This is a genomic window from Paenibacillus sp. Leaf72, assembly GCF_001422685.1.
Lineage (GTDB): Bacteria > Bacillota > Bacilli > Paenibacillales > Paenibacillaceae > Pristimantibacillus.
On the sequence record NZ_LMLV01000023.1, the window covers coordinates 210,517 to 223,173 of the forward strand.

Annotated in this window: 16 protein-coding genes; all 16 read right to left on the reverse strand. The window is 46.9% G+C overall.

Annotation, left to right across the window (positions count from 1 at the left end; translation table 11 throughout):
* Positions 1–9: 9 nt before the first annotated feature.
* Entirely contained in the window at positions 10–765 is a 756-nt protein-coding gene (gene fliP / locus ASF12_RS19545) for a flagellar type III secretion system pore protein FliP (protein ID WP_056039070.1), read from the reverse strand.
* Positions 755–1,387 carry a flagellar biosynthetic protein FliO gene (locus tag ASF12_RS19550; RefSeq protein ID WP_056038216.1) on the reverse strand — a complete coding sequence of 211 codons (633 nt, stop codon included), beginning with the start codon at positions 1,385–1,387 and terminating at the stop codon, positions 755–757. Before ASF12_RS19550 ends, fliP begins: the two co-directional genes overlap by 11 nt.
* A gap of 12 nt (positions 1,388–1,399) precedes the next feature.
* Entirely contained in the window at positions 1,400–1,762 is a 363-nt protein-coding gene (locus tag ASF12_RS19555) for a response regulator (protein WP_046230724.1), read from the reverse strand.
* Positions 1,763–1,784: 22 nt separating this feature from the next.
* A complete protein-coding gene (fliY, locus tag ASF12_RS19560) occupies positions 1,785–3,005 on the reverse strand; it encodes a flagellar motor switch phosphatase FliY (protein ID WP_056038219.1) in 1,221 nt (406 codons plus the stop codon).
* Complete coding sequence (gene fliM, locus ASF12_RS19565) at positions 2,995–3,996, reverse strand: flagellar motor switch protein FliM (protein ID WP_056038221.1); 1,002 nt, start codon at positions 3,994–3,996, stop codon at positions 2,995–2,997. The genes fliY and fliM overlap by 11 nt, the downstream gene beginning before the upstream one ends.
* A 38-nt stretch (positions 3,997–4,034) precedes the next feature.
* A complete protein-coding gene (locus tag ASF12_RS19570) occupies positions 4,035–4,499 on the reverse strand; it encodes a flagellar basal body-associated FliL family protein (protein WP_056038224.1) in 465 nt (154 codons plus the stop codon).
* A 2-nt stretch (positions 4,500–4,501) separates the two neighbouring features.
* Complete coding sequence (locus ASF12_RS19575) at positions 4,502–4,723, reverse strand: flagellar FlbD family protein (RefSeq protein ID WP_056038226.1); 222 nt, start codon at positions 4,721–4,723, stop codon at positions 4,502–4,504.
* Between the two features lie 62 nt (positions 4,724–4,785).
* On the reverse strand, positions 4,786–5,604 hold the full coding sequence (gene flgG / locus ASF12_RS19580) for a flagellar basal body rod protein FlgG (RefSeq protein WP_056038230.1): 819 nt from the start codon (positions 5,602–5,604) through the stop codon (positions 4,786–4,788).
* Between the two features lie 94 nt (positions 5,605–5,698).
* A complete protein-coding gene (locus ASF12_RS19585) occupies positions 5,699–6,076 on the reverse strand; it encodes a TIGR02530 family flagellar biosynthesis protein (RefSeq protein WP_056038235.1) in 378 nt (125 codons plus the stop codon).
* On the reverse strand, positions 6,073–6,621 hold the full coding sequence (locus ASF12_RS19590; protein ID WP_063892604.1) for a flagellar hook capping FlgD N-terminal domain-containing protein: 549 nt from the start codon (positions 6,619–6,621) through the stop codon (positions 6,073–6,075). The genes ASF12_RS19585 and ASF12_RS19590 overlap by 4 nt, the downstream gene beginning before the upstream one ends.
* 49 nt (positions 6,622–6,670) lie before the next feature.
* On the reverse strand, positions 6,671–8,071 hold the full coding sequence (locus ASF12_RS19595; protein WP_056038237.1) for a flagellar hook-length control protein FliK: 1,401 nt from the start codon (positions 8,069–8,071) through the stop codon (positions 6,671–6,673).
* A gap of 17 nt (positions 8,072–8,088) precedes the next feature.
* Positions 8,089–9,000, reverse strand: coding sequence for a MotE family protein (locus ASF12_RS19600; RefSeq protein ID WP_056038241.1), 912 nt, complete (start codon positions 8,998–9,000; stop codon positions 8,089–8,091).
* 39 nt (positions 9,001–9,039) lie between these two features.
* A complete protein-coding gene (gene fliJ / locus ASF12_RS19605) occupies positions 9,040–9,486 on the reverse strand; it encodes a flagellar export protein FliJ (protein ID WP_056038243.1) in 447 nt (148 codons plus the stop codon).
* Positions 9,487–9,494: 8 nt separating this feature from the next.
* On the reverse strand, positions 9,495–10,820 hold the full coding sequence (fliI, locus tag ASF12_RS19610) for a flagellar protein export ATPase FliI (protein ID WP_056038246.1): 1,326 nt from the start codon (positions 10,818–10,820) through the stop codon (positions 9,495–9,497).
* Positions 10,810–11,658: a FliH/SctL family protein gene (locus ASF12_RS19615; RefSeq protein ID WP_327204929.1), complete on the reverse strand. Its 849-nt coding sequence runs from the start codon at positions 11,656–11,658 to the stop codon at positions 10,810–10,812. Before ASF12_RS19615 ends, fliI begins: the two co-directional genes overlap by 11 nt.
* Positions 11,642–12,655 (reverse strand): flagellar motor switch protein FliG, encoded by a 1,014-nt coding sequence (gene fliG / locus ASF12_RS19620; protein WP_046230712.1) that lies wholly within the window; start codon positions 12,653–12,655, stop codon positions 11,642–11,644. Before fliG ends, ASF12_RS19615 begins: the two co-directional genes overlap by 17 nt.
* Between the last annotated feature and the right edge of the window lie 2 nt (positions 12,656–12,657).

Below are 12,657 nucleotides of genomic sequence, written 5' to 3' on the forward strand. Positions count from 1 at the left end.
ATACAGTCGTCAGGTATTAAAGCTTAATAACAAGGATTTGACTATCAAATACCAGCCATCTACCATGACGAACAGCAAGAGCTTGAACGGCAATGAAATCATTACTGGCGGAAGCATCATCATCCCCATCGCCATTAACGTACTGGATACAATCATATCAATAACGAGAAACGGTATGAATATAAGGAAGCCCATTTGAAAAGCTGTCTTGATTTCGCTAATCGCATACGCCGGAATCAAAACCGTCAATGGGATATCCTCGTAAGTTTTCGGCTTTTCCGTCTTCGTATAATCCATAAACAGCTTTAAATCCTTCTCTCTCGTCTGCTTGAACATAAACGCCTTCATCGGTACAGACGCTTTCTCGAAAGCTGCTGTTTGGGAAATTTCCCCTTTCAAATATGGCTGCAAAGCTACCTCATTTACTTGAGAGAAGGTAGGGGCCATAATAAAAAAGGTTAAAAACATAGCAAGTCCGATTAGTACCTGGTTCGGTGGCATCATCTGCGTACCGAGCGATGTACGAACGAAGCTAAGCACGATAATAATGCGTGTAAAGCTGGTCATCAATACTAGAATAGCAGGCGCTATGCTTAGCACGGTAATCAGCAGCAAAATTGATAACGCGCTCGGGTTCGGCTGATCGCTGCCCGTGTTGCCAAAGTTAATTTCTACGTTCGGCAGCGGTTCAGCAAAAGCATGCGATTGAAATATTAAACCGGCTAACTGCACCGCAACAAGAGCTATCCACCATTTATTTTTCATGATCATCATTCAACCGTTCATTAGGGTTAGGGTCTTTGAGGAGTGCTTCGAGCTGCTGCTTGCGATCCGCCTGACGATTCATCTTGTCTTTGAGGACATTCTGAAACGATGAAGCGTCGTTCCACTGTTCATTCTGCGGTTCCTGCTCGCCAGAGCCTTGACGAAAGCGTGATAATAAGCCCGTCAAAGCATTCGGCGACCAGCCACCTTGCACTTGCCTCTCCATTGCCTCAATAATCGCCTCAGCTTGCTTCTCATCATCAATCTTGTCCAATAGGGTAATGTTTTCTCCAACCCCTACAACATATAGACGCCCTGACAGCTCCACAACTTGAAGCGAATGATTTTGACCTAAGGAAATGCCCCCGAGCGAACGAAGCGAACGATTTGTTCCTCCGAACGCCCGGTTGCGCCGCGAAAGCCATTTAATAACAACAATGATGAGTCCAATAATAAGGAGTAGAGAAAAAATAACCCATACTACACTGCCTGCCACGTTGGACGAACTAGTGTATGGCAATTCAGGCTGGCTCGTCTGAACTGCTTCCGCTAAGGCGGCGGCAGGCAGAACGGCCATTCCTGAAAACAATAAAAGCGTTACACGAGCTTTAAGTTTGACCATCGCATACAACCGTTAGCCCAGCGTTTTCTTGATTGCTTCAATAACACGGTCCGCTTGGAAAGGCTTAACGATGAAATCTTTCGCTCCAGCTTGAATGGCGTCAATAACCATTGCTTGCTGTCCCATTGCAGAGCACATAATGACTTTTGCATTTGGGTCGATTTTTTTAACTTCTTTCAGTGCTGCAATGCCGTCCATCTCAGGCATCGTGATATCCATCGTAATCAGGTCTGGCTTAAGCTCCTTGAATTTCTCCACCGCTTGTGCGCCATCAGGTGCTTCACCAACTACTTCGTAGCCGTTTTTGGATAAAATATCGCGGATCATCATGCGCATAAATGCTGCGTCGTCTACGATTAGAATACGGTTTGCCATCTTTTTTCTTCCTCCTAGGATGCTATTGTAATTTTTGAATTCGGTCCCATTGGCTTACGATATCGGTTACACGTACGCCGAAGTTCTCATCGATAACGACAACCTCGCCTTTTGCGATCAGCTTGTTGTTAACCAGAATGTCTACAGGCTCACCAGCAAGCTTGTCCAGCTCGATAACAGACCCTTGCGACAATTCCAAAATATCTTTAATCTGCTTCTGGGTCCTTCCTAATTCTACGGTAACCTTCAGTGGTATGTCGAGCAGTAAATTGAGGTTCGTCTCTTCGCCTTGAATATATGGCGCATTATTGAAATTAGCAAACTGCACAGGCTGAACATTCACATTGCGATTGGCTGCATGGCCATATGTATTCGGGCCAGGCGGCTGCATCATCGGCGCTTCATTATATCCCGCTGGCGGTTGTTGTTCTTGCTTCTGCAACGATGGAGCCGCAGGCTGCGCAGGAGCACTTTGTGGCGCTTGCGGAGCCACTGGCGGCGCTTCTACTACTGGAGGTGCTTCAACTGCTGCAGCAGTCTCTTCAACCGTCTCTTCGCCCATAAGAATAGCTACCATTTGCTTTGCAAAAGAAACAGGCAGTAGCTGCATAATTGTCGAATCTATCAAATCTCCAATTTTAAGCCGGAAAGAAATTTTGATGAATACATCTACCGGAGGCAGATGTCCCATTCCCCCACCGTTGTCTACATCGAGAATATCGATGCCTGGCGGCGATATATTAACAAAACGATTGAAAATGGTTGACATCGACGTTGCAGATGACCCCATCATTTGATTCATCGCTTCCTGAACGGCGCTAATATGAATTTCATTGAGCTCTTCTTCTGTAGGATTGCCTGAGCCGCCGAGCATCAAATCGGCAATAATTTGTGCGTCTCTCGTCTTAATGACAAGCGAATTTATGCCTTGGAAGCCATCTACATATTGAACACTTACAGCAACATGAGGCTTTGGAAATTCATCTGCCAGCTGATCTCTGCGAATAAAGGTAACTTCCGGCGTTGTAATATCCACCTTCACGCCTAGCAATGTAGACAAGGCAGTTGCTGCGCTTCCGAACGTAATGTTACCAATTTCGCCAAGCGCGTCCTGTTCCATAGCTGAGAGGAAATCTGATAACTGAACATCATCGGCAGATGGCTGTTCAGCATCCGTACTGCCAGAAGATTGATTTAGTAACGCATCAATTTCCTCCTGCGACAAATAATCTTTACTCGTCATATTCTTCTCCCGCTCCTTCGTTCACAACTTCATCAAGCTGAATAGCCAACCGATCTTTCACGGAGCCTGGACTGCCGATGAACTTCAATTTATCGCCTACCTTGATATGCAGGCCTTCCCCTACTGGCTTGTTGAGTGAAATGACATCTCCTACATTAAGACCAAGAAACTCCTGAATCGTAATGGAAGATTCACCAAGCTCGGCAACAATCGGCAGCTTCGCTTTGCTTACGCGCTGCTCCAGCATTTCAACTTCCTCTGGAATACGCTCCTTTTTCTGCGAAACGAACCAATGATGCGCCGACAAACGAGGCATAACGGGCTCAATGACAACATGGGGAATACAAAGATTGATCATCCCCGTCGTTTCACCGATTTTCGTACTTAAGGATATAAGCGCGATTGTTTCATTCGGTGATACGATCTGCATAAATTGAGGATTCGTCTCAAGTGCTTCCAGCCGTGGTGATATATCAATGATTGTTTTCCACGCCTCTTGCAAACTCTCAAACGTCCGGCTAAAAATCTTTTCCATAATAATCGTTTCGATTTCAGTCAAGTTATTGATTTTGGAAGGCGCAACGCCTTGCCCGCCAAGCATACGATCCAGCATCGCGTAAGCGATATTTGGATGCACCTCCATCACCATGCGTCCTTCAAGCGGCTCCGCCTCAAAAATATTCAATATCGTCATCTTCGGAATCGAACGAATAAACTCATCATAAGGAAGCTGCTCGACCTGAACTACACTGATTTGAACGAAAGTACGAAGCTGCGCTGAGAAATAGGTTGTCAAATATCGCGCGAAGTTCTCGTGTATGCGAGTCAAGCTGCGAATATGATCCTTCGAAAATCGAACAGCACGTTTGAAATCATAAACTCTGACTTTTTTCGTTACTTCTTCCTTTTTTAAATCCTCGGCATCCATCTCGCCAGAATTAAGGGCCGCCAGCAGCGCATCTATCTCATTTTGCGATAAAACATCAACCAAATTTTCTCACCCCCTTCAAGGAATGTCGCCAACCAGCATTAAATGTTGGTCATGATAAAAGCTGTTATTTCTACCTTGACCAGCTTCTGCTTTTTATCCAAAATTGGATTAATTTCATTAAGCAGCTTCGATTCCAGCAGATCCTCGCCTTTAGAGCCATTCAGCTCTTCAGCCGTCATATCTGCAAGCGCCCGGTTAATAATAGGCTTAACTTCAATTTCGATGATTTTATCAAAATCTTCCTTCGTCTTCTTGCTGTCCAGCTGGAAAGCGAAGCTAACGACAACGACTTTGTTCGAATCTTTCAAGTTGCGCTTAAATTCTTTAAGCTCAGACGTTACTTCTACACGCTCATCGGCGGTAAGATGCTTGACTTCAACCTCTTTGTTTGTTGAACCATCAGTTGTACTTCCCATAATTTTCGGCCACATAATCACAACCACAACGGCAATCAATACAATCGACAGCAGTATAGTTACTAACCATGGCAACATTTTTTTCATCTCTATGGACCCTCCGTCTGTTCACTCTTCTGGGCCGCCGCATATACGCCGATCGTACGAAGATAGTTCTGGATCAGCAGCAAAAGCTCCTCCGAGCTTTCTACCACTATGAATTTTTTACCAGTGGTCAAGGTAATAATGGTATCGGGCACTTCCTCCACCACTTCAATCAACAGAGCATTGATCATGAGCTTAGTACCATTAATACGAGTCACTGTAATCATAAACTGCCCCCTCACATCGCGGGGGAGGCGCTATGGCCCCCCACCTGCGTTATGCCTAACGATTATCGTTTCAGGTTGACAACCTCTTGCAAAATTTCATCGGAAGTCGTGATAATACGTGAATTCGCTTGGAAGCCGCGCTGAGCCACGATCATTTCTGTAAACTCGCCTGTCAGGTCAACGTTTGACATTTCAAGCTGTCCGGCCACGATTGCGCCCGTTCCAAGCTCTGCATCTCCAGCGACCGTTCTGTAAGCCTCAATGTCTCCATCTGGGTTAGCATTGTTGGTCATTCTGTACAAATTGCCTCCCATTTTCTCGAGTCCACTTGGGTTAATGACTTTGACTACACCAATCTGCGCGACTTCTTCTGTTGCATCCGCCGTAACACCTGTAATCGTCCCATCTTGCCCGATTGTGAAGGAGGTGACCTCTGCTGGCAAAGTAATAATACCACCACCACTATCTAATACAAACAACCCGTTTGCGTTTACAAGCTGTCGGTTCGCATCGAGCACAAAGTTGCCGGCTCTTGTCAAAAATGATTCTTCACCATCTGCTGCGGTAACTAGAAAAAATCCATCGCCATCAATGCGAAGATCGGTCGGTTGGTTTGTAGTCATTGCGCTTCCTGGCGTATGAACGGTATCAATAGAAGCAATGCTGACACCAAGTCCGATCTGCTTCGCATTCACACCACCCTGCTCGCCTTCTACCGGAGCGGTAACACCTGCTGTTGTTTGGCTCAAAATATCGCTGAACATGACGCGGCCGCCTTTAAAACCCACCGTATTAACGTTCGCAATATTGTTACCGATGACATCCAGCTTCGTTTGGAAGCCGCGCATACCTGACACACCCGAGTACATTGATCTTAGCATAGTATTTAAGCCCTCCTAATTTAGGTTTATCCTTTTGGTTAGTTGGCTGCCTCTGTCGGTCAGCAGCCTGAAGAGCCTCCGTATTGGTCCGGCTCTAGCTTAAAATAACGGCGCTGTCTATATGCGTGAATACATTGCTTTGCATTTGCTTGCCATCCATTGCAGTAACTACTGTACGGCTAGGCACATTCACGATCATCGCAATATCTTTAAAAACGATTAAAGAGTCAATGGCGCCTTTGGATGCCGCTTCGTCCACAGCATTCACAATTTTCGTTAATGAATCCGCTTGAAGCTGAATGCCTCGCTGCTTCATCCGAACTTCAGCATGATGGCTGAATTTTAATACTTTCGAATCCAGCAAATCTTGAAATTCGCTAGGCTGCTGGGATTTTGCCCCCACCGTCTTCGCATTGTTTAAGGGCGAAGATTTAAGCGGAAAATAATGCCCAATCTTTACGCTGTCGCTCATGAGGTTTGTTCCTCCCCGCTGTCAGCAGCGGATTCTTCATCAGGCGTTTCAGCATCCCCAGCACTTTCAGCTGAAGCATCCGTTACAGGCTCCTCCGTCTCTGCCGGAGTCTGATCAGAAATCGTAACGATATCACTTACTTTAATCATCGTGTTATCTTCAAACTTGGCATACAATACCCCGTCTGTTGCTACAATCGACTTTACAACATCCGTATACATGACGGTGCTACCTTTATCATCAAGCTCCTGCCATGTTACGCTTTTGCCAATCATTGTAGATGCACTGCCGATGTCCGAGTTCAGCTGTGTAAGCTGCTTATTCATATTCATCAGCTGCTCGACTGAAGTGAACTGCGCCATTTGGGCAATAAACTCCGTGTTGCTCTGCGGGCTTAATGGATCCTGATTTTTAAGCTGTGTGACGAGCAATTCGAGAAACGCGTCCTTACTTAGCGATGTTTTATCATCCTCGGTTTTTCCTGCTGTTTTAACGTTTGCCTGATCATAATTCGGCCAGACCACTTTATTCGTAACGACTGCCAATTCCATCACCTCCATCCCGCAAATGATTGCTTAAGTCCATAACATCCTTTTAGACTGTAGCGTTAACCGCCCGTCCGTAGCCCATATCCTGAATGGCAATTTGCTCGATTACATCTGCTTCAAAAGCAGCTTCATCCGCTCTGCTTCCGCCCTTGCCGTTGTTGTTTCGATTCGTAAATTGTTGATTGGAGCCTTGTCCCTGTTGGCCATTAGACAGCTCTGATGCAGCTTGCCCCTGGGTCACTTCAAGCTTGTCAATCGTTAAGCCTTGGGATTGCAATGCCAGTCTCAATTGCGACATTTGGTTATCCAGCATATCTTTCGCCATGACCGTATCCGTATGGAATAGTGCCGTCAACTGGCCGTTTTGCATCGTGATCCGAACATCGACCTGGCCCAACTGTTCAGGGAACAGCATGATTTTAGCTTCGTGCTTGCCATTTAATGAAGAAATATCAAACTTCTGCACGATAAGCCCCGTCATGGATTCCGCAAATTCGTCTGCTAATACGTAAGGCTGGGCGACTGCTCTCGCTGCCACGCTACTCGTTGCCTGCTTAAGCGAATGAGAAAAGTTTGCATTTAAATTGCCGGCCAGAACGGACTCATCATCGGCTGTATCTGCCGTTTCTTCAACCAATGTATCAGCTGATAAAGCTTCTGCCACTGCGCTTTTCAGGGCAATTGTATGCTGGGATTGCTGATTCAAACGCTGAAGCCATGCTGCTGTTTGCTGTGGAGCAGCCTCGCCTGCTGCAGCTGGTTCAAATATCGCTTGAACATTGCTGTTATTACGCTCGGCCGTGCCTGCTTCCTTCTGCTTTTGCAGCAGTTTCTGCAAAGCTTCCAGCTGCTGTCCAATCAACTGCGATGGCTCTTGCTGCTGAACGCGTTTCGCAGATCCCTGCTCAAGCACATTAGCCAGCTGAATCAGCGCATTTTCCAAATCATGCTTCACAAGCGCAATTTGTGCTTTCACTGCCTCATGTCCATTGCCTGCATCTGCTGCTTGAACAACTTCCTCTGAGGATAGCTGCTCATCAGGCTGCTTCAAAGTGAGAAGCGGGGAACCTAGCAGTGCTAGTAAAGCCTGCATTTGCTCCAGCATCACTTGCAAATCTGCCAATTGGGCTTGTGCAGCCTCATCCGTGTCCGCAGTATCCAATTCATCCATTTGCTCTAGCAGTCCATCAATAGCCGCAAGCAAATCCTGATTGTTCGTTTCTCCGAGCAAGCCAGCTGTATTGAGAGTAGTCATCCGAATCGTTCCGAGTGCTGCTGCATCCGCAGTGTTCGCAGTTGCTGCTGTGCCTGCTCCCGCTTGGCCATTATTCAATTGACCATTCAGCGTTTGAGCAAAAGCCGCATCTCCCGTTCCCTTCGCTTGGGCATTTCCGCCAGTGGAAGGAGCCGCCGGCTGCGAAGCTGCTGGTGATGATAAAACATCCATTTATTTTCACCTCCCCTCTATTTACCCGCCATCAGCTTCGAAACGATCTGAGCTGTAACTTTATCATTCAATGTCGACATCTCGCCAACGATATTGGATCTTGTTGTATCATCTACCGCATTCAAAATACGCAGCACCTTGCTGGCACTTACGTCAGACATCGTCATCAGCAGTTTGGCCGCACTTTTCGCATCCATAGCTGCAAATGTTGCTCCTAGCTGCGTCGAATCCAGTGTCGAAGACGTTGTAGTCGTTGTCGCTGTAGTCGACTGGGCATTTTTGAGCTGCGATTGCAGTGCCGCAATTTGCAAGTCTTTCGCCGAAACGGTATCCTTCAGCTTCAGCGTTGCATCAGCCGCTGTTTTCGGCGTCATTTTCTCCAAAATTTTCACACGATCATTTGGAGCCATCGCATCGAGTACAAGCACCATTTCATCAAGCGACATGCTTTCTAAAATGGGTGCGGCCTTATTCGGTGCAATTCGTGCATACATGCTGGCGAGCTCTTTAATTTTGGCCGTGTATGCCTCATCTTCAAGCGCCTGTGTTGCATTTGACTTCTTCAACTGCTCAATTTGGCTTTTCAAGCTTGCAATTTCTTTTTCCTGATCCGTTTTAAGAGTGGACGTTTCCGTCAGCTGGCCCTCTTTCTCCGTCAGTTGAGCTTGCAGCTCGGAAATTTTACGAGTCATATTTTCTGCCTTGAGCGTTTCATCTGTGCTTTCACCGCCAGTTGACTGCGGATTCGGCAGCACATCTTTGAGCAATGGAATCGAATTTCCGACGGTGAGCGCCTGATTTCGCATATCGCTATTAAGAAGGATCAGCAATATGCCAAGCACAACAATCGTAAACAACACCGGGGTCATAAAAAACATGGCCCGCTCAAATCCACTATATCCTTGTTTCTCCACATCTGTATCTGCCACTGATTTCACTCCCTCTAGCCTTGCGCTGCAGCCGGATATTTACGGCACGCTTACCATGAAACGGACAGTCGCCATTTCATCCAACTCGTTTTGCTCCTTAAGCTGCATCGCATACCGGAAACGTTCCTTCTCGTTATCCTTTGCCTTCAACCATACTTTCTCGTCCTGCATTTTATCCGAAAGCTTGATCCGATTTTGCTCGACGACCTTTTGCGCCCGTTTCACTTCAAGCCGTTTAGCTTCAATACATGAGTCCAAATAATCCACATATTGTTGAATGGTCTGAAGCTCAGCCAAAGAAACGCCGGATTGCGAAGACTGATGCTGCTTCTGCTCCCATTCTGCACGGCTTTCACGCAATTGCTCGACGGTCAGCTCGGCAGCCTGCAGCTCTCCAATGGAAGAGGACAGTATCCATTCTGCCTGCGTTTTTTCACTTGTCTTCAGATCAACGATTTTTTGGTAGGAATAACGAAATGCTCCCATTCAACGCTTCATCTCCTGTAAAAATCAATTATTAGCCGCTCCTGAGCTTCCTCCAAGGTGACTTTTTCATTTGTTTTTTGTCTCGTGAACTGATGAATCGAATCAATAAATTGCATCGCCAAATCAATTTCTTCATTAGAACCGCGTTGGTACGCCCCAATATTTATAAGGTCTTCCGAATCTTTATAAATAGATAATAGGCGCTTCAACTGATTAGCCGCATCCTGCTGCTCCTCAGTAATAATTTCTTTCATAACCCGGCTCACAGATTGCAAGACATCAATGGCTGGAAAATGTCCTTTATGCGCAAGATGCCGGCTCAGAACGATATGACCATCCAAAATCCCCCGGACTGCATCCGCAATCGGTTCGTTCATATCATCCCCGTCTACTAATACGGTGTAGAAAGCAGTGATTGAGCCTTTGGGACCAGTTCCCGCTCGTTCTAGCAGTTTAGGCAAATTCGCAAATACGGAAGGCGTATATCCTCTCGTTGCAGGTGGCTCGCCGATCGCAAGACCTACTTCACGAAGTGCCATAGCGTAACGCGTAACGGAGTCCATCATAAGCATGACGTTTAGACCACGATCGCGAAAATATTCAGCAATGGAGGTGGCGATTAATGCCCCCTTCATCCGAATGAGTGCTGGCTGGTCCGAGGTAGCGACAATGACGACCGAACGGGCTAAGCCTTCAGGTCCCAAGTCCTTCTCAATAAACTCTAGTACTTCACGACCACGCTCGCCGATTAATGCAATGACGTTGACGTCGGCCGAGGTGTTTCGGGCAATCATGCCGAGCAGGGTACTTTTCCCTACCCCAGATCCGGCAAATATACCTACACGCTGGCCTCTGCCAACCGTCAGCAAACCGTCGATAGCTCTAACGCCAATGCCCAGCGGCTCCAGAACACGAGGACGCATAAGCGGATTGCTTGGTTCATTATGAGTAGAATAATGCTGCATTCGGCTTGGTAAAAAAGACCCATCAAGCGGCTGGCCGAGGCCATCCAGCACTTTTCCAAGCAGCTCGGAGCCTACCTGCACACTAAGCGGCTTGCCTGTTCCTACAACATCACAGCCTGAGCTGATGGAGTGCAAATCGCCCAGCGGCATTAGAATAACTTTATTGTTCCGAAAGCCTACAACCTCAGCCTTAATCGGCTTTGCCGCTTTATTCGGATAGATATAGCACACATCACCGATACTTGCATCTGGCCCTTCCGATTCAACGGTAAGCCCGATGACCTGGGTGACCTTTCCATTCACACGTATGGGATCAATTGCCTGCAAATGCTCGACATATTTGCCCGCCTGCAATGAACTATTGCTCATCAGCCTGTCCTCGCTCGTCCCTTGATTGATGAGCGAACTGGACCAGCTCGCGTTTTAATTCTGACAGCTGTGTATCGATACGGGCATCAATGCTTCCGTATGCGGAACGAATAACGCAGCCAAAATCTTTAACCGTCGCATCCGGCAAAATTTGCAGCTCGGCTTGCGAGTCGACTGCCAAATTCAGCTCTTCTTGCGCAGCTTGGACGAAAGCCAACTGACCAGGTGCGACGCACAGCGTAATAACACCTTGCTCGCGTCTTCTTGCAAGCGATTTTTTAATTAATTCAATGACCATTTCTGGAGCTTGCTCCAGCTGTTGGCCGATTACCTTTTCCGCTACCGCGCAGCTTAGTTCCACCAAAAACGGTTCCGCTTCCTGAATGATCTGCTCACGCATTGAATAAGCGGAAGATAAAATCGCATTCGCTTCGAACAGCTTTTGCTCCCATTCCTGCTTGGCTAGCATATTCGCTTGCTCGATGCCTTCCGCAAAACCACGTTCATAGCCTTCGCTGCGGGCAGCTTCTGTCGTCGCTTCATCCTCGAGTCTTTTTTCCAACCACCAGGCTTCCACATTCGCTTCAGCCTCGGTCAGCATTTGCTCGCATTGAGCTCCCGTTTCCCGCAATCGTTCTTCTGCAAACTGCCTGGCATCAGCAATAATTTGATCCCGCAGCGTAATCGTTTCTTCATCAGGCTGTTCTTCCTCTGGAGCTTCAGCTTCACCATTCGCATCTGCTGCGAGTGCTGCATGCTTGTTCTTCCAGTAAAGCTCTCTTAGTTGATCGATAGAAACAACGCTTGTGGATTTAATCAAATTAGACAATGATATCATCTCCTCCGCCACGGGCGATAATGATTTCACCTGATTCCTCTAATCTGCGAATCGTTGCGACAATACGGGTCTGCGCCTCCTCTACATCACGCAATCGGACTGGACCCATAAACTCCATTTCTTCCTTGAATGTTTCCGCCATGCGCTTCGACATGTTTTGGAAAATGGCATCCCGCACTTCTTCGCTAGCGACTTTAAGCGCAAGCTGCAAATCGGCATTTTCGATATCGCGGATAATCCGCTGAATCGAACGATTGTCGATGTTGACGATATCTTCGAAGACGAACATCCGCTTCTTGATTTCTTCTGCAAGTTCAGGATCTTGAATTTCCAGAGAATCAAGAATGGTGCGTTCCGTACCGCGGTCAACACCGTTCAAAATTTGAACGATAGAGTCGATACCGCCAGCATTTGTGTAATCTTGAGTGACGGTAGCTGAAAGCTTCTGCTCCAGCACACGCTCCACCTGCGATATAACTTCCGGTGAAGTGCTGTCCATGAGCGCAATCCTTCTTGCAACTTCCGCCTGCTTTTCTTGTGGAAGAGAGGACAAAATGTGCGAAGATTGCTCCGATTGGAGATAGGACAACACGAGTGCAATCGTCTGAGAGTTCTCGTTTTGAATAAAGTTGAGTATTTGCATCGGTTCTGCTTTGCGGGCAAAGTCGAATGGCCGTACTTGCAAAGTAGCAGTCAATCGATTTATCACTTCCGCCGCTTTGCTCTCACCTAGCGCCTTCTCCAAAATATCTCTGGCATAAGTAATACCGCCTTGCGAAATATATTCCTGAGCTACACAGATTTGATTGAACTCTCCTAAAATCGTTTCACGCTCTGAGCTGTCCACTTTACGCACATTGGCTATTTCAAGAGTTAACTGTTCAATTTCATCTTCTCTTAAATGTTTAAAAATTTGAGCTGACACTTCGGGACCTAGTGTAATTAGCAGTATTGCCGCTTTCTGCCTTCCGGTTAGCCCATTCATCGATTTACTCATGC